This is a genomic window from Nostoc sp. DSM 114167 (assembly GCF_052692655.1).
Window position 1 is genome coordinate 5,173,339 of the sequence record NZ_CP195116.1, and the last position, 20,285, is coordinate 5,193,623.

The 20,285-nt window shown below is 40.8% G+C and carries 21 protein-coding genes and 1 pseudogene; 7 read left to right on the forward strand and 15 right to left on the reverse strand.

Features of this window, described 5'->3' with window-relative positions; all coding sequences use genetic code 11:
* Positions 1-30: 30 nt before the first annotated feature.
* Positions 31-228: pseudogene (locus tag NSTC731_RS22060) on the forward strand (alkaline phosphatase D family protein); the annotation flags it as partial.
* Positions 229-321: 93 nt separating this feature from the next.
* On the opposite strand, the gene NSTC731_RS22065 reads toward NSTC731_RS22060, so the two are convergent.
* Positions 322-513 carry a hypothetical protein gene (locus NSTC731_RS22065; RefSeq protein ID WP_445632143.1) on the reverse strand — a complete coding sequence of 64 codons (192 nt, stop codon included), beginning with the start codon at positions 511-513 and terminating at the stop codon, positions 322-324.
* Positions 514-637: 124 nt separating this feature from the next.
* Between NSTC731_RS22065 and NSTC731_RS22070 the strand changes: the two genes are divergently transcribed.
* Positions 638-1,015 (forward strand): hypothetical protein, encoded by a 378-nt coding sequence (locus tag NSTC731_RS22070; protein ID WP_445626803.1) that lies wholly within the window; start codon positions 638-640, stop codon positions 1,013-1,015.
* Between the two features lie 731 nt (positions 1,016-1,746).
* Positions 1,747-2,598, forward strand: a complete 852-nt coding sequence (locus NSTC731_RS22075) for a universal stress protein (protein ID WP_445626804.1) — start codon at positions 1,747-1,749, stop codon at positions 2,596-2,598.
* Between the two features lie 177 nt (positions 2,599-2,775).
* On the opposite strand, the gene psbM is transcribed toward NSTC731_RS22075, so the two are convergent.
* The 5 genes from psbM to NSTC731_RS22100 form a co-directional block, all read right to left on the reverse strand.
* A complete protein-coding gene (gene psbM / locus NSTC731_RS22080) occupies positions 2,776-2,892 on the reverse strand; it encodes a photosystem II reaction center protein PsbM (RefSeq protein WP_084227279.1) in 117 nt (38 codons plus the stop codon).
* 248 nt (positions 2,893-3,140) lie between these two features.
* Positions 3,141-3,437: a 2Fe-2S iron-sulfur cluster-binding protein gene (locus NSTC731_RS22085; protein WP_322676274.1), complete on the reverse strand. Its 297-nt coding sequence runs from the start codon at positions 3,435-3,437 to the stop codon at positions 3,141-3,143.
* 185 nt (positions 3,438-3,622) lie between these two features.
* Positions 3,623-3,760 carry a photosystem II reaction center protein K gene (locus tag NSTC731_RS22090; protein WP_006195022.1) on the reverse strand — a complete coding sequence of 46 codons (138 nt, stop codon included), beginning with the start codon at positions 3,758-3,760 and terminating at the stop codon, positions 3,623-3,625.
* Between the two features lie 102 nt (positions 3,761-3,862).
* Positions 3,863-4,990 carry a tRNA guanosine(34) transglycosylase Tgt gene (gene tgt, locus NSTC731_RS22095; protein ID WP_445626805.1) on the reverse strand — a complete coding sequence of 376 codons (1,128 nt, stop codon included), beginning with the start codon at positions 4,988-4,990 and terminating at the stop codon, positions 3,863-3,865.
* A gap of 376 nt (positions 4,991-5,366) precedes the next feature.
* Complete coding sequence (locus tag NSTC731_RS22100; RefSeq protein ID WP_322662022.1) at positions 5,367-5,819, reverse strand: hypothetical protein; 453 nt, start codon at positions 5,817-5,819, stop codon at positions 5,367-5,369.
* 375 nt (positions 5,820-6,194) lie between these two features.
* On the opposite strand from NSTC731_RS22100, the gene cobS reads away from it, so the two are divergent.
* Positions 6,195-6,974, forward strand: coding sequence for an adenosylcobinamide-GDP ribazoletransferase (gene cobS / locus NSTC731_RS22105; RefSeq protein ID WP_445626806.1), 780 nt, complete (start codon positions 6,195-6,197; stop codon positions 6,972-6,974).
* Positions 6,975-7,078: 104 nt separating this feature from the next.
* On the opposite strand, the gene NSTC731_RS22110 is transcribed toward cobS, so the two are convergent.
* The 3 genes from NSTC731_RS22110 to NSTC731_RS22120 all read right to left on the reverse strand — a co-directional run bounded on the left by NSTC731_RS22110 (position 7,079) and on the right by NSTC731_RS22120 (position 8,852).
* Complete coding sequence (locus NSTC731_RS22110; RefSeq protein ID WP_322705848.1) at positions 7,079-7,531, reverse strand: PPC domain-containing protein; 453 nt, start codon at positions 7,529-7,531, stop codon at positions 7,079-7,081.
* 86 nt (positions 7,532-7,617) lie between these two features.
* The gene (locus NSTC731_RS22115; RefSeq protein ID WP_445626807.1) at positions 7,618-8,295 is read right to left on the reverse strand and encodes a ComF family protein; all 678 of its coding nucleotides are present in this window, start codon (positions 8,293-8,295) and stop codon (positions 7,618-7,620) included.
* A gap of 65 nt (positions 8,296-8,360) precedes the next feature.
* Complete coding sequence (locus NSTC731_RS22120; RefSeq protein ID WP_445632144.1) at positions 8,361-8,852, reverse strand: GNAT family N-acetyltransferase; 492 nt, start codon at positions 8,850-8,852, stop codon at positions 8,361-8,363.
* A 613-nt stretch (positions 8,853-9,465) separates the two neighbouring features.
* Here NSTC731_RS22120 and aroQ point away from each other — a divergent pair.
* Positions 9,466-10,071, forward strand: a complete 606-nt coding sequence (aroQ, locus tag NSTC731_RS22125) for a gamma subclass chorismate mutase AroQ (protein WP_445626808.1) — start codon at positions 9,466-9,468, stop codon at positions 10,069-10,071.
* A 298-nt stretch (positions 10,072-10,369) separates the two neighbouring features.
* Here aroQ and NSTC731_RS22130 read toward each other — a convergent pair whose 3' ends face one another.
* Positions 10,370-11,536 carry an AI-2E family transporter gene (locus NSTC731_RS22130; RefSeq protein WP_445626809.1) on the reverse strand — a complete coding sequence of 389 codons (1,167 nt, stop codon included), beginning with the start codon at positions 11,534-11,536 and terminating at the stop codon, positions 10,370-10,372.
* 283 nt (positions 11,537-11,819) lie between these two features.
* On the opposite strand from NSTC731_RS22130, the gene NSTC731_RS22135 reads away from it, so the two are divergent.
* Together NSTC731_RS22135 and NSTC731_RS22140 are read left to right on the forward strand one after the other, a co-directional pair.
* Positions 11,820-12,161, forward strand: a complete 342-nt coding sequence (locus tag NSTC731_RS22135) for a hypothetical protein (protein WP_322693865.1) — start codon at positions 11,820-11,822, stop codon at positions 12,159-12,161.
* A 286-nt stretch (positions 12,162-12,447) separates the two neighbouring features.
* Positions 12,448-13,872 carry an LCP family protein gene (locus NSTC731_RS22140; protein ID WP_445626810.1) on the forward strand — a complete coding sequence of 475 codons (1,425 nt, stop codon included), beginning with the start codon at positions 12,448-12,450 and terminating at the stop codon, positions 13,870-13,872.
* Here the strand turns inward: NSTC731_RS22140 and NSTC731_RS22145 are convergent.
* The 5 genes from NSTC731_RS22145 to NSTC731_RS22165 form a co-directional block, all read right to left on the reverse strand.
* A complete protein-coding gene (locus NSTC731_RS22145) occupies positions 13,844-14,938 on the reverse strand; it encodes an anthranilate phosphoribosyltransferase family protein (protein WP_445626811.1) in 1,095 nt (364 codons plus the stop codon). The two genes, NSTC731_RS22140 and NSTC731_RS22145, sit on opposite strands and share 29 nt — an antisense overlap.
* Before the next feature lie 230 nt (positions 14,939-15,168).
* On the reverse strand, positions 15,169-15,807 hold the full coding sequence (locus NSTC731_RS22150) for an FHA domain-containing protein (RefSeq protein ID WP_445626812.1): 639 nt from the start codon (positions 15,805-15,807) through the stop codon (positions 15,169-15,171).
* Positions 15,785-17,923, reverse strand: coding sequence for a substrate-binding domain-containing protein (locus NSTC731_RS22155; RefSeq protein ID WP_445626813.1), 2,139 nt, complete (start codon positions 17,921-17,923; stop codon positions 15,785-15,787). Before NSTC731_RS22155 ends, NSTC731_RS22150 begins: the two co-directional genes overlap by 23 nt.
* A gap of 43 nt (positions 17,924-17,966) precedes the next feature.
* A complete protein-coding gene (locus tag NSTC731_RS22160) occupies positions 17,967-18,647 on the reverse strand; it encodes a response regulator transcription factor (protein WP_445626814.1) in 681 nt (226 codons plus the stop codon).
* Positions 18,648-18,668: 21 nt separating this feature from the next.
* A complete protein-coding gene (locus NSTC731_RS22165) occupies positions 18,669-19,790 on the reverse strand; it encodes a sensor histidine kinase (RefSeq protein WP_445626815.1) in 1,122 nt (373 codons plus the stop codon).
* Positions 19,791-20,285 lie beyond the last annotated feature (495 nt).

Below are 20,285 nucleotides of genomic sequence, written 5' to 3' on the forward strand. Positions count from 1 at the left end.
TGGGTCTAAATTACTCATAAAATTCTCCTAGTCCTAATTACCAGGCAGTATCGCACTAATCAACCTTGTGATGACGGACTCAAGTCTTGCTGTCCCCAAGCTTTTGATACAAATGCTACTACGATCGGCTCAGAACAAGAGCAGTGGCTACAAAAAGGGTTAGACCAATCGCGATCGCGCTGGAATGTGATTGCTCAACAGACCATGCTAGCCAAGTACAATTTCAATTTGCTGTACTTTAACCACTGCCACGCATCATCAAGGTTTACCGGGAATTGCTCATCGGATTCCTAAAGGGAAAGTGCGAGTGATTGAAGCAACCTACCGATTCTGTTTTTTCTCATCTAGTGCCTTCTGAATAGCTTCTCTACAAAATTCAGGAGGATCGTCTTGTTGCTGCACTTCGTCTTTCATTGCTTTAGTCATGCGTATATTCATTTTCTCGGTCAGTGGTTCTTCACCTCTCCTCTTTCCTGGTTGCAAATTTTCAGGTGTTCCCTTGGGATTAGGCATTGTATAGAAATATAAATATAAGTTGAATCGATAGGAAGCCATCGATTAAAGTCTTTAATCGGCAGGTATCACAGCCTGACAAACTTGTTACCTACCGATACCACTTTTGAGAAATGGTAACTCTATGTTCACACGTTCAGAACTCGAAATCAAAACCATCAAAGAACTTCGTGACTTGTGCTTACGCTACGGCATCAAACCAACTGGGAATAAAGGGTACAAGACCTCATGGATTACATCCTTAATGGTATTTCCTCAAATGGCGTTATCTCAATTCGATGCAGGTAAAGGGTTGAAACCTCCTACTTTTGCTTTTATGCAAGCATTGAGTAGCGCTATAGATGAGATGAATTCACCCACTGATGAGCAAGCGGCACTGATTAAAGTCTCTCTGGAAGGCAGGAGAATGCAGTCACCCGCTAGATGGAAACAGGAGAAGCTTATCAACCTCTACAAGGCAAAACAGAAACTAGAAGAGGTTATGTCTTTACTGGGTGACTAAGGGGGAAATATTTAGTTGACTTGAATGCCTCAGTCAAAACCCTAGCTTCCTTTGTAGTCCAGAACGGAAAACCAGGGACACTTCTAAGTTAAGCAAATCTCACAAGTTATCAAACAAACCCTCCAAATATAATCTGGAGGGTTTCAATATAGTCTTAAATATGATTTCGACTATTAGAATATCCGAATTTGGATGTTGTTATCCCGCATTTTGTGGTGTTTGGATATAGCAATCGTATCTGATTTACCAAAACTGCACAACACTTAAAAAAGCAGAGAATATGGAAAAATTAGGAAGAATGTAGACTATCCAAGTCGAGAAGCGTAGGTATAGCCCGTCGTAGACATCGCCTGTTAAAGGTTATACTAAATCAATTTTCCTATAGAATTATTTTGGCATTTATTTGCAATACTTAACTTATCTATAATTAACAAAAATAAACATAATTAAAAATAATAAATAACATCATAATTTATTAAGTTCATCAGTCTAAATTGAGAGTATGCTGAATAGTTGAAGTCTAGTTGAAAGTTTAAGTAACTAAGTGCAAACAAACTTAAATATTTGTTTAGTTTTTTATCCTTTGTCATTTCTTTGAGTGTTAAATACTAAAAAACAAAGTTTATTTGTGCCAACTTACTAACTAGGCTGTCAAGCAAAGTGGTGAAAATCCGACCAGAGCCAAGTACCAACAGCGAAAACAAAAGTAAACTTCACAAAAATTACGTAAAATGATCAGAAGAATTTTGCTGGCTGTATCGGGATTGGGACACGCAGAGGAAATGCTCAAAACCCTGAAAGAAATCCCTTCAATTCAATCTGCAAAAGTTACAATTTTGCATGTTGTTCAAGCACAAAATGCTGCTGCTACCATGACAGCTAAATGGGAAAATGGTGGTAAAATCCTGGCGAATGCCATTCAGACTTTGAACTTAGATCCTAGCCAAGTTTCTTCAATTTTGCGTGAAGGCGATCCCAAAGATGTGGTTTGCCAAGTTGCTGATGAAATCGACGCTGACTTGATTATTATGGGTTCACGTGGACTGAAGCGGCTGCAATCGATTTTATCGAACTCAGTCAGTCAGTATGTTTTCCAGCTATCTTCTCGCCCCATGTTGCTGGTAAAAGATGACATTTATGTTAAAAGAATTAAGCGCATCATGGTGGCAATAGACAATTCTGATTCAGCAAAAAATTGCTTGAAATTGGCATTGTTTTTACTGCGAGATATCCCGGGCGGCGAATTAATTTTGGCAAATATTAGTACAGATTTCGGCGGTAAAAAATCGGAAATAACCAAGGTTAACCCAGATCAAAATCCAGTTTTAGCAGCTGCTGTTGCAGAAGCTGAAAAACAAGGCATCCAATCTCGTTCTTATATCAGCAGTGGCAAACCTGGTGAAGAAATTTGTCGATTGGCAGAAGAGTTGAATATAGACTTATTATTGCTCGGTTCTCCAGATCGTCGTCCATCGATCGCTAAGAGTTTTGTTGATATAGATCGGCTCATCGGATCTTCTTTGTCTGACTATGTTCGAGTTAATGCCACTTGTCCAGTGTTGTTGGCGCGGACAATCGCTTAAAGTAAACAGTGCTGAGTATAATAATTGTTGTAATAAAATAGTAAAAAAGTAAGATTTTTCTTCTCTTTACTATTGGGCACTCAGCACAGGCTACGCTAACATGCACTAAATGGATAGTTAATAAATAAAAACCCCTACACTATTGGCGCAGGGGTTATTTATTTTATACACAAACTCTTAACTATCTTTTCCACCTTCGCGGCTAGCAGTTTGGATGTAAAGAATTAGTAAAAACACGGCGGGGACTAGTACGAACAAAATGCTCGCTATGAACCCCAGGTCATTAACTTGCATGGCAAGAAAGCCTCTCTTAAATTTCCAGTCAACAACATTAGGATAGCATTATCGATGACAGAGTTATACCAATTCAAAATTCAAAACTTGTACTGACTTGTGCCGAGCATCTCGACTCCGCTCGATGGAACCGTAGCCGAGGTAGCTTGTCGAAGTATTCAAAATGTCGACGTAGCGTCTCGTAGAGAGAAAACTCAATTTTGGTAAGTATTTTGACTACTGACTGGATACATGACAGATTTGAGAACTTAAGGCTTCGTAACTACGCTGACTGAGCCATTCACTAAAGTTTGACAGGCAAGGCGGTAATTTTCTGGCTTTTTCTTAAATTTCCGGTTTTCTACATCTGTGCGGGGGGAAAGATTTTCTAGTCCTTCGACTATCTCCACAACACAAGTACCACACTGACCATAACCACCGCAATTGGTCATTTTGCCAATCAATGTATATATGTCAATGCCATTTTGTATCGCCTTGAGCCGGAGATTAGCACCATCTGCTGCCACTACTTCTTTATTTTCTTTAACGAATTTGATATTACCCATAACTGATTCCTCCTTGACTGTAAGCTTGGCTTTCAAGGCTTCATATTGACATAGGTTGATTAATATCTTATTTATTATAATAATTCATTGCAAAATATTAATAAATATTAATTTTCTCAAACACGACACTGCAAAAAAATAGGACAGGTAGTCTACCTGTCCTATAAATTGAACAATAGATTAACTTATCTAAATCCCACAGCTGCTTGCCAAACAAAAGCAAGCAACAAGAAGAATACCGGGATAACTGGGAGAACGTCTACCAAAGGATCGAAAATTTGGTAAGCTTCTGGCAGTTTTGCTAATAAAAGTGCTGCTTCCATGTTTGTTTAAATCCACCTATCCAACACAGCTTTCATAATTGAGAAGTATCTTAACATGGTTTGGTCATTGGTCATTGGTCATTTGTCATTTGTCATTTGTCATTAATCCTCTGCATCTTTGCTTTCTTCGGTAAGCCAGTGACCAAATTCTGCAACAAAGCGATCGCTCAATATTGCTTCTCTAATATGCTGCGTAAAGCGAATTAGTTCGGTAATGTTGTGAATGCTCAACAAGGTATAAGCTAAAATTTCCTGCGATCGCACCAAATGAGATATGTAAGCACGGCTAAAATTTTGACAAGTATAACAGGGGCAAGTTTCATCTAAGGGCGTAAAATCTTCACGAAACTTCGCATTTTTTAAATTCCAGCGTCCGCCTTGAACTATCGCTGTACCATGTCTTGCCCAGCGGGTGGGAATGACGCAATCAAACAAGTCTATACCAGATGCGATCGCGATCGCCATTTCCCGATAAGTACCCACACCCATCAAGTAACGCGGCTTTTCGGGGGGTAGAAGCGGTGCTGTTACTTTGACAATCTCAGCCATCAATTCTGGCGGTTCTCCCACACTCACGCCACCAATGGCATATCCGGGCAAATCTAACTTAGCCAAAGCTTCCGCCGCACGGCAACGCAAATCCAAATACACCCCCCCTTGCACAATCCCAAACAACGCCTGATCGCTGCGTTGATGAGCTGTTATACAGCGTTCTAACCAGCGATAAGTGCGCTCAGTTGCAGTTTCAACCTCTTGGCGAGTTGCTGGGTAGGGCGGACACTCATCAAAGGCCATAATCACATCAGCCCCCAAAGTATTTTGAATCTGAATGGAGCGCTCTGGGGTTAAGTTAATAATTTGTCCATCATGGGGCGAGCGAAAAGTTACGCCTTCTTCAGTAATTTTTCGCATCTCGCTTAAGCTAAAGACCTGAAACCCACCCGAATCTGTGAGCATTGGACCGTTCCAACCCATAAATTTATGCAACCCACCACCCCCAGCCACGATCGCTTCCCCTGGTTGTAGGTGAAGATGATAAGTATTAGATAAGATCATTTGCGCCCCAGTATCTCGTAACTGAGATGGAGTAATAGTTTTCACATTTGCCAGCGTTCCTACTGGCATAAATCTGGGGGTTTCTACAAGACCGTGAGGGGTGAAAAACACTCCTGCTCTAGCTTTTGTCTGACTACAGCAAGCAAGACATTGAAAAGAAAAATTCGCACTCATGCCATTTGGAATTTTAGATTTTAGACTTCGGCTCCTTTCGACTTCGCTCAAGGCAAGTCGCTCAGTCGAACGATTTTGGATTGTGAAACACTAATTGATCGAGAGTTTCAAAAATCCATAACTAGTACAACGCAGCAAAAATAAACCTACCATTTCATTACAGCCAGAAAGCCCAAAATTCAAGCATGAGTGACTTTTGACTTTTGCCTTGCGGTACTAGCGCCATAAAACCAAATGGTATTAGGGCAAAATTAATCATATTTGGCTAAATTATGGACAAACATCAAGATTGGTAGTTTAGTTTTAGCGAACACTTAAGCATTCATTACTAACCTAGTTACCAACTTTACGAGTATATACTCTAAATAATTGTTATTTAGAAAGAATCAGAACAGTCATCGTCAATTTCTGCATCCCACTTGGCTGAGAGTACTTGTTCCATCATCGCTTCTATAGCGCTGACATTGAAGCTTCGCTCTCGTCGCTCTTGTAAAGGTGTCGATCGGGGAATTAACCGCAGACACAATCCTTCTTGCATCAAATCGAAGTAGGTTTCCTGTTGCGACGACTGTTTTAGTTCTAAGTAATCAAAACTACAAACATTCAGATATAGGGCGCGGTTAGCCACTAAGGTAGACCTTTGCGGATTGGCAAAAACTTCCATCACATCCCCTTCACCCTCGCTCAGTACCTTATCTTCTTGGGTGTAGATGTAGTGGACTCGACCTAAATCTGCCAGCAATCGCCGGATGTCGAGCTTATTCACAATAATGCCCGTGTTTATAATGCACGGAGCTGGTATCCTGGTGTCGGGTAGATGGTGACTCATAGGAAAATTGCGATTGAGCTAAGGAGGGCAACAACATAGCTAAACTGTCATAATTGAATAGCTTGTTTACTCCCTACATTTAAAAAAATATCAATTTTATGGGGCAATCGTCTAATAATTTGGAGTAAGTTTTTAGTTAACGAATACAAAATACAAATTTTGCTCCTTGATGGAATTTTAACTTCCTAAGTTATCGTTTTCGTATAAAAAATTACTCAAAACTATTTGTTTACCACTTAGACCAGCATAACAAAATTTTCAACGAGAATGTTTAATAGAAGTAAATCTTATTTAAAGTTTTAAAGTCTACTGATGTCGGTTTTACCGAAATTATGACTATTATCCAGCAATTTACCAAAAATTAATCTAATTCAAATGACGAAACAGCAACAGTGGTGGAAAAAGCTGCTGTTAAAGCTGGCAGCTAGTATTATATTTTACACAAGTATTCCGTTACCGTATTTGAACGGATTGGACTTTCAAAGAGTAGCACGTCTTGCTTCGCTTGTTGGAGTTATAATTGGGGGAATTTTAGGGTTGCTAGATACGGGGATGGATTATCTTGGTATGCCCGTGTTAACTCGTAGTGCCCTGGTAGTAAGTGTTTGGATTGCCATAACTGGAGGATTGCACTTAGATGGGGCAATGGATACTGCCGATGGTTTAGCAGTAGGCGACCCAGATCGGCGACTGGAGGTAATGGCAGATAGTGCTACAGGAGCCTTTGGAGCAATGGCTGCGATCGCCTTGGTGCTACTGAAAATAACAGCTTTGACGGATATGCCAGAAAACCGTTGGTTATTGCTGATGGCTGCTTGTGGTTGGGGACGTTGGGGACAACAACTAGCGATTGCCCGATATCCTTATTTGAAAGCAACTGGTAAAGGTGCGCTTCACAAACAAGCCATTCGTTCTTACAAAGATTTGTTACCGGGATTGTTGTTGTTGTTTAGTTTGAGTGGTTTACTTTGGCTAATAGATAACCAGCAGCTATTTCTCGCACTGACAATCATATTTGTTGGAAGTGCAATCGCCACTTTAACTGGTGCATGGTTCAACCATAAACTAGGCGGACACACTGGAGATACCTACGGCGCAGTCGTTGAGTGGACTGAAGCCTTATTTCTCTGTGTATTGACTACTGTAGGAAGTTAGGAGTGAGGAGTGAAAAGTGAGGAGTTAAAACTCCAAACTCCTAACTCCTAACTCCTAACTCAGCACGGGCTAAACGCCCCGCTACCGCTAACAGCACTCAGCACTCATTTAATCGGTTGCAACTTTGTGACTTTGAGTTTAAAAGCCCCAACCCCAGTTTCCCCAAAAGACCGGACACGAATAACATAATTCCCTGTCTCTACGATGCGAGTAAAGAGTAAGGAATTGCTACTACCATCAGGGCCATCATCATTTTCTGCTAAAGTCGAACCATCAGGTGCCAGCAGTGTGATGATACTGTCAAAGTTTTCCGATGACAGGTCAACTGCTAAATTGTCGCCCTTCTGCAACTTCACAGTGTAATCACGAGCAAACCCACCTTGACCTGTGGGGATATCTTTGTCTGAAAGGCGATCGTCAATTTCAGTACTGTTAGATAAAGGAATTGGACTATACAACTTATTTTGAGCAACTGCACTTGTACTTATGCCTATTGCCAGCAATGTGGCAGGAATGATGATGAGTTGTTTTAAACCTGCCGCAAAAACTTTATTCATACATTTTAAGCAATTTTTCTACAAAAATAGGGTAATTAGGTCAATTTATGCACTTATCTGCCAAAGTTAGCTTATTAACTCTTGATTTATCCGTCTTTGACAGCAGTGGCTACAGCTACTAATCCTAAGACCACAATTCCATACTGACGAAGTGTTTGCACAGCAGACCTGGCAGTAGCACCAGTAGTATAAATGTCGTCCACTAACAGCACTGGGACATTTGGAAGACGATGGCGAAATTCTTGCCCAATAGCAAAAGCTTGGTTCAAGTTTTTTTCTCGTTTAGATACCGACAAACCAAACTGCGCTTCAGTTTCTCGCACTCTTGCTAAACCGTTTAGTTTCAATTTTAATCCAGTTATTTCGCAGAAACTTTGTGCTATTAGTGCAGCTTGATTGTATTTACGTTGTTTTTGTTTGCTAGCGTGAAGTGGGATAGGAACTACTACAGGCTGGCTATCTCGCTTCGGTGAATTTAACAACCATGCTTCCCCTAACCATTGACCCAAAGGACGAGCTATTTGGGGTTGATTTTCGTATTTCATCGCTGCGATCGCTCGTTTCACTGGGCCACCATATTCCCCCCAGCCAAACACTGGTATAGGCTCTTGCCATAGAGAAATCGGGTCTTTACGTTGACATTTTTGCAGTTGTATGGTGCAGTTTTGACAGAATTCTTGGGAAGTTGCGCGTTGACATAGAGGGCAATGGGATTGGAGAAAAAGATTGAGTAAGCCTTTAAAATTTTGAATCCAAGGGTGCATTTAGAATTGTCCTTTGTTATTTGTCATTTGTCCTTTGTCCTTTGTCCTTTGTTTTTAGCTAATGACTAATGACTATTGACCAATGACTTAACATAGACGCGATCGCACCTTGTTGTTTCCACTCCTGTTGCTGGAGTGTAGCCATTGCTTTCATACAGCTTGACTGCTTCCACCAAAACACTGGCGGTTTCAATCCAAATTTGTTGAAAACCACGCTTTGCGATCGCTGCTTCTAGCTGTTGTAACAAATATTTCCCTAATCCTAAACCCCTGATGCTGGGTAAAAGATACATTTTGCGGATTTCTACAGCTTTTTCACCTCGGTGTATGGGGTAGTATGCTCCAGTACCTACTAACTGACTTTGGTGTTCAATTACCCAAAACTCTCCCCCAGTAGCTAAATAACATTCCTCGACTCGCAGCACGTCTTGGTCAGCACCCTTGGGTTCCCAACCCAGACCGTATTCTGATAATACATAACTGATGACTTCGGCGGCTCTTGTGCGATCGCTTTTCACCCAATCACGAATTAAAAAATCTTGATAATAGTTTTTCATTACCATTTGCTGGTCAAGTTTACCCAGAAAAATTTTCCGCATCTATATCCCAATTTACTCAGCAAATAGCAATTCTTGCAGAGTTCATTTCAAGCTGTAATCTCAAGGCGTGAATTATGTCAGTGCTGAGAAAAGTCATCTTTAACAAAGAAATCGGCTCTACATCTACCTATATTATCAATGCTCAAATCCGCTGAATTTCTGCTTAGAACAATTTACGACTGCGTTTAGCATCATCTTTTAGCAGCACGTAATCCCTGCTGACAAAGACAATACCCGGATTTCTCACCACATCTCTCAAAACCTTGTACAGGGGAGCAGAAGACAGTTCTTGTACAAGTTCTTTTCCCTCTGCACCTCTCTCGTGCCTCTCTGCACCTCAAGCTTGTGAGAAATGCAGGAATACCTCCATAAGCCTGAATTTGCTTTTTGTCAGTAACTATGAGATATTTTGTTTGAAATTGAAAATACTGTATTCTTACCGATTTACTCATAATTTGTCCTAATTAGCAGGGTGTATAAGCTTTTTTCTATGAATTTAAGTTTTTTTAGAAAGCATCCACTGTTGTTTGTCATCATAATTTTCTTTGGAATTTTTTTCAGTACTACAGTAGTGGCTGCAAAGTTAAAATTATATTTCGTTGCTCAAAACTCTAAGCCAGTAAAATTAGTAGATATCCAAGCTATCAGGGTAGCTGAACAACAACTGCCTGTAGATAAATTACTAAAATTGATCCAGCAGCGATTGTTAATTGCACATGATGTAGCCCGATGGAAATGGAATCACAAACGTCCTATTGAGGATCTAAAGCGCGAACAAGAGTTACTATTAAAGGTTCGGCAGCAAGCAACAATCCATAATTTAGAACCCGATACAGTTGCAGCATTTTTTCAAGCACAAATAAAAGCAGGAAAACTCATCCAAACCACTGATTTTAAAAACTGGCAAAAGCAAGGCATTAAATCTTTTCCTAACGTGCCAGACTTAAACCAGACATTGCGACCATCGTTAGATAAATTAAATATAGAACTTATCTTTGCTTTAACAGAACTGAATTCTGTTCTAGGTTGTCCACAAATTCGGGAATTAATTCAGTCGCGTTCCCAGGTGATTATTCAGGGAGATGGTATCGATCGGCAAGTGCAGAACCTAGCAATTTCACCTTTGCTGCAATTTAAAAGCACTTCTTGCAAAGTAGTTTCCTTTGCTAAATTCTAAATTAGATAATGATTCTGAAAGTTAGATTTATTTAAAAGCTTAAAAGCTATTTAGAATATTGAAGCGAAACACCAATTGGCATTCATTTCTGGTGGTAAAGGCTGACTTTTCACAGGATTTGGAAAATTTTGATATTAAGCAATCGCTTGCAACAGAATTTCAAAAATAAGAGGGGTCAAGGGAAAAAGGTTAATAATAGTCTCCCACCATAGAAGCAATAGCTTTTTACCCTTTCCCTTGCCCCTTACCGTTCCTGATAAATAACTGATGATACACTTCCTGCTCCTGCCTTCTTGTATTAAGGCAATGTTGCTTCAGAAATGCTCAAAGTTTTGTTGTCGTCGGCTTTCGATGACTCATTTCCTGGAACGGATGCAGTTATCTCCCCAATGGCGCTGTCGTTTGTTGCGGTACCAGGACGCAAGGCACTTAAAGCAGTCTTAATCACAACAGCTGTAGGTACTGCCACAATTACACCCAACAGTCCGCCAATTCTTGCCCCTGTTAAGACCGAAATTAAAATCCAAACTGGATTTAAACCAGTAAAATTGCCTAAAATTCGGGGGGCAATTAAATTTTCGAGAATTTGCTGTACGATTACCGCTGCGATCAACACTCTCACACCCATTGAAAAATCTTGCAACGCTACCAATAGTGTAGTTAGGGCAATGCCTACAGAACCGCCAAAGGGAACGAGAGCCATCAGGCCAATAGTTAGTCCGAATAGCAATCCAAAGGGCACTTTTAACCACAAAAAGGTAGGAATAAGGGCTGAAGCCATACAGGTAGATAAAATCAACTGGGTGATGAAGAAATTTTGGAAGCTGAGGCGGACTGTTTTGGAGAAAGGCTCGCGAAATTTATTAGGTAGCCATTCAACTAAACTTTCCCAGAGTTCACCCCCATGCTGTAAAAGATAAAAAGTCAAAACTATCGTCAAGAGAATATCTAGCAGACTAGTAACTGTCAGTACAGCCAGATTTAAAACTTGTCCAGCGATCGCTTGTAATTGTCCTTTGACGCGATCGTTGATTTGCACCACCAGAGCATCGAGGTTAATCGGTAAGCCAAAAGTCTCAGCTTTTCCGTTTAAGATCATCAACTGAGAGCGTCCAGAGTCGATTAAATCTGGCAAACGCGCCACCAGTTGTTGTGCTTGGGTAAGAGCCAAGGGAAAAAGTGTCACACCCAACGCCAATAAAATCGATAAAGCCAAGAGAAATACTAAAATAGCAACTTGCTCTCGCCTAGCACCATGATGCTCCATCCAACTCACGGGGTAGTTGAGCAGAAATGCTAGCACTGAGGCTCCGACTAAAATGACTATGAGAGAATGGAAATAATTGAAAAATACCGAAATTGCCCAACCATTGAGAACTAGCAGCGGAGCGAATAGCGCGATCGCCCCGATTCGCGCTATTGGAGTAAATGTTTGCCACCAGTCGAGTAGCTTACGTGTCTGCATTTTGAGCTGATTGCGGAATAGAACTAAATGAAATTTTTCTTTACAGCTTATTATCTCTAACTATATGAGTCTTATTCATCCTTCTAGTTTAGGAGTTAGACTAACCCCAATGAAGAATTTTGAACCAAAAGAGAATGGGGAGCCAGGGAGCAGGGGAGCCAGGGAGCAGGGGAGCAGAGGGGCAGAGGGACAAGGGGGACAAGGGGGACAAGGGGGACAAGTCTCTCCCAAGTCTCTCCCCTCTTCCTTGTCTACCTTGTCTCTTCTTGATGCCCCATCCCCAATGCCTAAAACACAGTTGCTTTTACATTTAGTTCCGATCGTCGGCTTTTTTCCATCTTTGTGGACGCTCTATCGAGGCCAGGGTAATCGGGAACAACTTGCTATTAGTCGTCTGTCTATTACTTTGGCACTTACTTGGCTGTTGAGTTATCTATTATTAGCCACCGGGGCAGCAACTTCAGATTTTTTTCCGCTACGTCTATTTATCCTCAATAGCTTTCTTACGTCAGGTTACTTTTTAGTAAGTATTTGGTTGATTTTGCGCCTAATGCAGGGCAAATCTAGTCGTTTACCAGGGTTTAGTAGTTTAGCTGAACGAGTGCTTGGCAAGTATTTATCTTAATTTTTTAAAGCGATAAATTGTCGGTGTTTTTACTGAATTTTAGAAAATTTCTGGCAGATTTATTTATATATCTAGTCAAATCCAGTTTATTATTGCCATACTTCAGTAAAACATCTCCAGGTTGTCCCAAAAAAAGAATAAATGCTGCTATAAGTGTTGTGGTTGACACTACATTAAAAAAGTTAGCACCGATAATTAAGAGTTAGCTATTATGGGTTGATTTGTTTGGGTGTTTTTAGTCTGCAAAATTACTGAATTTGATTAGTGAGTAAGTGTGAGGAAGTCTGTGACCATTCAAAGAAGTTCGGCGGAAGAAAACCAGTCGGGAAAAGCCTCAAAGTCCAATAAAAAAATTCCCCAAAGCTCGACATCAGGACGGTGGCTGTGGTTTTGGGTAGGTATGGGTGGTATTGCGATGGTATCTGCAACTGCGGGGGCGCTTTTGGCGGTGTCTTTGACGAGTACGCCTTTGCAACAAGCCCAGCTAACTCCAAAGGATGAGGCGGCCTTTGATAGCGAGCGCATTTCTGGAGGTGTGCTGCGATTTTCAGAATTAACTCGTCCAGTGAATCTTTTGGTGATGGGAATGAGCGTACTTCCGCCAGATATCCAAAACCCTCCTGAAGATACCAAAAATCTCAAATACCTGCCCCAAGTCAACTCTTTTGATGGTCTTTCCGATGTGATGCTCTTGGTCAAATTCGATCCAGAGACGAAAAAAATAAATATGCTCTCCATTCCCAGAGATACCCGCACGCAAATAGAGGGATATGGAGTGAAAAAAATTAATGCTGCCAATGTTGACGGTGGGCCAGCTTTGACTGCTAGAACCGTCAGTAATCTCTTAGGTGGGGTGGGAATCGATCGCTATATCCGAATTAACGTTTTGGGAGTTGCCAAGCTGATTGATGCTTTGGGTGGCGTGACTGTCTACGTCCCTAAAGATATGAAATATCAAGATGATTCTCAGCATTTGTACATCAATTTGAAGGCGGGTAAGCAGCATCTCAACGGCGATCAGGCACTACAATTGCTGCGTTTTCGCCATGACGAACTCGGTGATATTGGTCGGATTCAGCGCCAGCAAATGGTCATCCGCGCTTTAATGGAGCAAACACTCAACCCAGCGACTGTTGCTCAATTACCTAAAGTTCTTGATGTCGTGAAAGACCACATTGATACTAACTTGACGGTTGAAGAGTTAGTGGCACTAATGGGTTTTGGGGTGCGGACAAATCGCTCTAATATGCAAATGTTAATGCTGCCAGGTCGCTTTAGCGAAAAGAATGAGTTTGATGCTAGCTATTGGTTGCCCAACAAAGATGGGATTGCGAAACTGATGGCTCAACACTTTGGTGTGGAGTCAGAACAGGAACAGCTGGCAAGTACAACTAACCCCCGCTCTTTGCGTGTAGCAATTCAAGATAGTACAGGTGGCGATCGCTCTAACCTGCAACCGTTAATTAGAGCCTTGGAAAAATCTGGATATCGCAATATCTATGTGGCCAAGGCATGGGGTGAACCTCTAGATGTAACTCATATTGTCGCCCAACAAGGAGATGGTGACAGTGCCGAATCAATTCGCAGCACTTTGGGATTTGGAGAAGTGCGGGTGGAAAGCACTGGCAACCTGGCATCGGATATCAGTATCCAAGTAGGTAAAGATTGGTTGGAACAAAAATCTATTTTGGAGAAGTCGTTGACACCCTAAAGGGTACATCTGCTGATACTGAAGTTACTACCTGGCTCAGTTCTTGGAGTTTAGCTGCTGCTACACCATTGGTTAATAATTCTTCTGCTTTAGCTAAACCTTCTGGCATATCTGAACAAATACCACTGCGCCATAGATAAAATCCGCCATTCCACAAGGCTGTTTGCATCAATTCACCTGGTTTACCTGCCAAAACCTCTTGAATATCCGCCACCAGTTCTTCAGTAGTTCCAAGGGGTACGTTCTTGGTAGTAAAGCCGTAATCGCGCGGTACGAGGTGCAATCGTTCTACCTCTTGGGGTGCTACGGATGAAGATAAGCTGATGATTGCAGTGCGATCGCGCGGTAAGTCGCAACTACCTTCCAATCCTTTGATTAATGTAAATTTTGTCACTCCTCGCAGTCCGAAAGCGATCTGAAACATCCGTTCTGTCGGTGGATGGACAAACCCAGCAATTACGTGAGCATCCCCAGCATAAGGACACCAGATTAGCTCCATTGTTGCCAACGGCGGACGTTTGCCCAGTTGGTCGCGGTACTCCCAAATACTTGTAGTTAAGGGAAAATGCTGAGGTAGATAAATAAAGCCGATTCCCGTTTGCTCAAACACTTGTTGAGTTTGTGCTAGGGGTAAAGTAGTCCAATCGACTCCTAAACCCTGCCAAATATCTATCAGGGGTAAGCCGTACTTTGTTGGTAGGCGATCGCCACCATGCATTACCACTGGTTGTCCCACTGCGGCGAGTAGTAAAGCTATGACGGGACTAATCGGTGCTGTGCGTGTCCTACCATCATAAGGAATGCCAAGAGCGATCGCAGGTCGCCCAGAGGCTATGGGTTGCAGTTTTGGCCCCAGTTCCTCATAAGCATCCAACATTCCGGCTAACTCTTCTCCCGTAGGACGCTTGATTCGGTGAGCAATCAAAAAGGCTCCAATTTGGGCTGGTGTCGCTTCACCCAGCAGCATCATTTGAGTAGCGGTGACTGCTTCAATACGAGTTAAATTCTTAGATGTGTGGTTTCCGCTGCCTACTTTTTGCAGAAATTCCCGAAATACATTGCTCATTTTTCCTTTGTCCTCCGTCCAGCGTCATTTGTCTATTGTCCTTTGTCTTTCGGGATAAGCGAAAATGACTAATGGCCGAATTTTAGATTTAAGAAGGTAAAAATGAGTCGTCAACAGCAGAGTTTACTAAATATATTTAGCTCACAAGTTTGTCTATCTTTAACAAAGGGCTTAAGCTTGTTGTTAAGCCCCCAGTCTTGTTAATTAAAAGTTATAAAATCAGCTTTTTACTACACTACATATACAGTGAAATTAACTAGGTTATCCTGACCAAATCGCAGGGAATCACCGTTCAGTAGGCGATACTGCATACCAGGATTCAAAGGATTGTTGTTTAAATAAATACCATTTGTACTCATATCAACAATCATGTAAGAATTTTGCGACCAGTCCCAATCGACTCGCGCATGACGACGAGAGACTATTCCCTCACTGGGAATGCCGGTCAAGTCAATTTCTGGCGGCGCTATTCCTGGACTCTGACTGCGGCGACCGATATAACCTCCTTCCCCAATGAGGTGAAATTCTCTGCCGGTGCTATGAATCAGCTTTAAGGCTGGCGCTCTTTGAGGCGGGGGGGTATAAACAGGTGGCGTTGGTTGATAGGAAACTCGTGGCTGATAGACTGTTGAATAATCAATGGGGGCTTGTTGGGGAGCTTGGTAAGGTTGGTCTGTAGGCGGCCGCTGATACTGAACAGGTGGTTGACTAGGTTGTTGTTGAATAGGTGGAGGTTGACTAGGTGATTGTGGTGTAGCAGAAACTACATTACCCACCGGGGTAGAACACCAGGGACAAACCTTAGCATTGTTAGGCAGGGCGCGGTTAAAATATTCGCAACTAGGATTAGGGCACCGATTTGCAGGCATAAGACTTTATATCATCAGGCATAGGTTGTAAAGCTACAAGACCTACTTTACTAAGTAAACACTGACCCTGACGAGTAGTTAGCATCTGGGCAAATGTAGAACCACCAGGTAGGCGGTTGCTGTCTTTAGGGTACACTACAAAAATAGGGTATCCCAAGGGGTAGCTTTGGAAAGTTGTGACATCAACATAATAATCATCATGTTGACACAAATCATCTGAGGGATTAATTGAGCGCCGATCGCGCTTTTGAAACAGAGGTTGAATAGCGGACTTTTTAGCATCGGCGATCGCTAGAGGATAGCCAGTACACTGACTCGAAGTTTTACTGATAATCCCAAAACTGATAATACCAGTAGTTCGCCCATCTAAAGTTTCACTGCGTATCAGGTTTTGGGTTTTTGTTGTATCAAGTTTAGTAACTTTCGCTGCAAATAAAGCTTCGTCTTGAGGAGCATTTTGCAGAACTATTTGTTGAAATTTACTGATTGCTTCCGGTTCGGTTGGGGCAAAAGGTTTCACAGGCAGATTTGGCAGTTTAGGATTAATCTGCTGCCAATTAGTAATTTTACCTGTGTAAATTTGACGCAATTGCTCAAGATTAATTTGCCCCCCAAGAGCATTGGCAAGATTTGAGTCTCTTTTATTAAATGCGACAAAAACAAGTAAACCATCATAGGCCACTGCTTTTTTCGCAAGTTTATCTGTAATGTTATCTACCAAACTAGTAATGGCAAAATCTTTTTTGTTTGTTTGAACTTCTTCGATACTTTTAATCGGATTATTTATATTTGATGACAAAACAGATTTATAGTCAAATGTTGCGGTTGCATCTGGCTTTGGTCTGGTCAATAAATCTGCTAAACGGCTGTTGTCCACTAATTGCGTTAAAACAAAACTCCATGTACTATCTTTTTCTCCTGTATAAGTAAATTGTCCAGAAGGAACGTTGGGGACTTCGGAAAAATTACGTACAAGTTTAGACCATTGGATATATTGATTAGGATTATCTGTTTTCCTACCCCATAGCCAATACCAAATTCCGCCACCAAGTAGTAATAAAAATAGGATTATTAGTAAAAGTAAGGGCATTGGCAAAGGCTTTTTTATTTCTTGAGAACCTGGCGCTCGCGCTGAATTTAAACTTTTAGCACGATCTTCTTGAGGAAGTTCTAGCAGTGCTTTACGAGCCGCTTCTGCACTCTCAAAAGGAGTTTCCAACCCAATTAAGCGATAAATAAATTGCCTTAAATAGCTATCAGTATCCGGCCATTGTTGATTATCTCTAGGGTCGAGAGGCTGGTTAGATGAAAAATTAGTTGTCCGACCTACCCATAAATAAAAGGCTAATAATCCTAATGATTCTAAATCTTGATCGGGTCTGGCGGCAGCAGGTTGAGGAATAATTGGGGGAATAAATAAGTTTTCCCAGATTGCTAAATCACAAAAGTATATAGAAAACTTTTGATTATTTTCTACTTTAATTAAAATACTATCTAAATTGATATTGCCGTGAGTGATACCTAGTTGTGTTTGATTGGAGGGAAAACGCAGCTTTTGAGTGTGGAGAAACTGGAGAGTTTGTAAACCTTGATTTAGTACTTCCCGCACCTCAAGAGATGTCATTGCTCCCTTTTCTATGAGATATTTACCTAAAGTTTGGGATGATTCGATTCCTTGAGTAATAAGATAGCAGCGTTCTCCTTTTTCATCTGCGATCGCTTCTTTCGTTTCCACCAGACGAAAGTTTTGAATTCGACTATCGGCTAAACTTACCCCACCTACCCGTTTAAAAGTCTCTTTCCGCTTTTGAGTCTCACTTTCATTAAAAGAACGATTGGGGAGCAGGTATTCTTTGATGATTACAGGTTGTTTGTCCTTAAGTTGAACACCTGAATATAAGCGCCCTAAACCGCGCACACCGACAAAACTAGTTATTTGATAAGTTCCCTGACTTCCTTTAATCTCACCCTCCTGTGGTAAAGTTGCTGGAAAACCACATTCCAAGCAAAACTTAGCACCCTTGATTTGCTGCGCCGTTTGGAAGGGGCGATCGCAACTTAAGGGAGAATTGTACGAGCAGGGGTATTCTTGATAAAAAGATTCAAATGAAGCCATATCCAAAAAGTTTCGTGAATTGCGCCGATTACTTCCGTCGCGCTCAAGCATGAACTAATCCTAGCTTGAGGGCAGTTACAATCGCTTGAGTCCGGCTAGTAACCTTTAATTTTTCAAAAATACTGGTGAGATGCGCCTTAACAGTAGCAACTGTTACATACAAATGTTTAGCGATTTTTTCATTAGAAGCACCTTGAGTTAACCAGTACAAAACTTCTTGCTCTCTTTCGGTTAAATGCACCTCATGACATGCTTTTACACAAGAATCTGAATAAGCCTGAAAAAACCGGAAAAATCGACTAGCAACTTCTGAAGGTAGATAAATTTCTGACCTAGTTACAGTGTCAATAGCTTCACATAATTGGGTTGCTACACGATTTTTAAACACATAACCTGCGGCTCCTCCCTGCATCGCTCTAAAAATCCAATCGTCTTCTTGATGAGCCGACAATACTAAAACTTTGCCACTGTAAGCAGCTTCTTTTAGACGTGCCAGAACTGTAATTCCATCACATCCTTTCAATTGCATATCCAGCAAAATTAAATCTGGACACTTCTGAGTTGTAAACTTTAAAACCTGCTCAACAGAATCTGCATCACCAATAACTTCTACAGGTAACGCAGAATTAATACTATAAAAATTTAGGAGAGTACGTAAACCTTGACGAAAGCGTTCTTCATCATCTACGAGTAAAACCGAAAGTTTATTATTATCATTAATCATATTTTTCTGATGAATTATAAATTAATTCACATTCCTTGGTCGAGGTAAAATCATCGAAATTTGTGCCCCACTTTCTGATAAAACTTGTGCCCAGATACTTCCTTGATGATCCAAAATGATTTTTTTAGCAATAGTTAAACCCAGTCCTGTACCTCCTTGGCGTCGGGAATAAAATGGGGTAAATATTTTTTGTAAGTCTTCTTGAGACAATCCTGGTCCTCGATCGGAGATTTTAATTAAAACTTCATCTTGAAAAATTTGCCAGGTACAGGTAATAGTTCCTGAATGAGGGCTGAAATGAACGGCATTACTGAGGATATTATCAAAAACTTGTTTCATTTGTAATTTGTCTATCTTCAGTATTGTCGATGTATCGGGAATCAATATTTTAAGTTTTTTCTGATTAATTAGAGGTTGTAAATTTATGATACTTTCTACCACTAAACTTCTTAAATCTTGAAGTGTTACTCTTAATTTTTCACTTTGACCGCAATCAATCAGTTCATTTAAATTAGTATCTAAATCTTGTATACTTTCGCCGATGATTGTTGCTTGCTCTTGCCAAGGGCTATCCTTTAAACCTAAGCATAAATTATGTGCATACAATCCGATAAGTCCTAGAGAGTTACGTAATTGATGACCGACTCGATGCAAGATATTTTCTAGGAGTTGAATTTCAGTTTTTTGTCTGCCATAATCCAAGGAAATATCTACATATTTACTCAGTAGCATAGCAGAGCGTTTTACATATAGTTGTAAACTCGACGAGAGAGGTTCATGAGTAATGATTTGAATATACTCAGTTTTCTGATTTCTATAGGATATGGGGCAAATGTAAGAAATAGATGAAAAGTCCTTCAGCTGAAATTCCTGTAAAGTCAAAACAGGCGGAAAATCTGTCAGCCATGCTTCCGAACGCAAATAAGCTAAAGTTTTTGGGGAAAAAGGAACTTGGTCTTGACCATAATTTATTACCTCTTGATTAGCTCTCAATAATGAATCATGATAGACAATCCGAGCGAAATAAATTGGATACTGACTAGTTAACTGCTCAGACTCAAGCTGACAAAAGCTTTGGATGTCTGAGGAACTCAAATAATTAGAGCCATTGTCTAGTTTTTGTACAGAAAAGCCTAGTGTCATAGCTTCACTCGCTTTTTGCAACTAAATGTTTTTACTCTTCTGCTGACCAGTATAAAATTATGCAGTTTCAGGAATGTTTATTTTTTTGTTAAGTTCTCTTTTGAGATAATTCATACAAATAATTATTAAGGTTTGTATTCACATGTGTATTATCAAGCTAACTTTGCTGTGTAAACAAGTTTGTAGTAAGGACTTTAGTCCTGATGTTAAGCACTGAAATGCTTACTACGTACCCAATACTTGTCGGGTTTTGGGGGAAAGGGGAAAAGGGAAAGAAAAAACCCTTAAACCTTACCCTTTAACCCTTTCCCAAAACCAAACTTTCAATTCAAAATGCAAAACCCGAGTAGTATTGACTACGTACCCAAGCTTTCGTTAGCTTAATGGACTACTTGGGATGTCTTTTCAGCCATTAGTGTCAAGTTAGGATGAAATCATTGGGTCAACTAGTATAGCTAGGGACACAACGACCGGCTCAGTGCATCGCTCTTTACT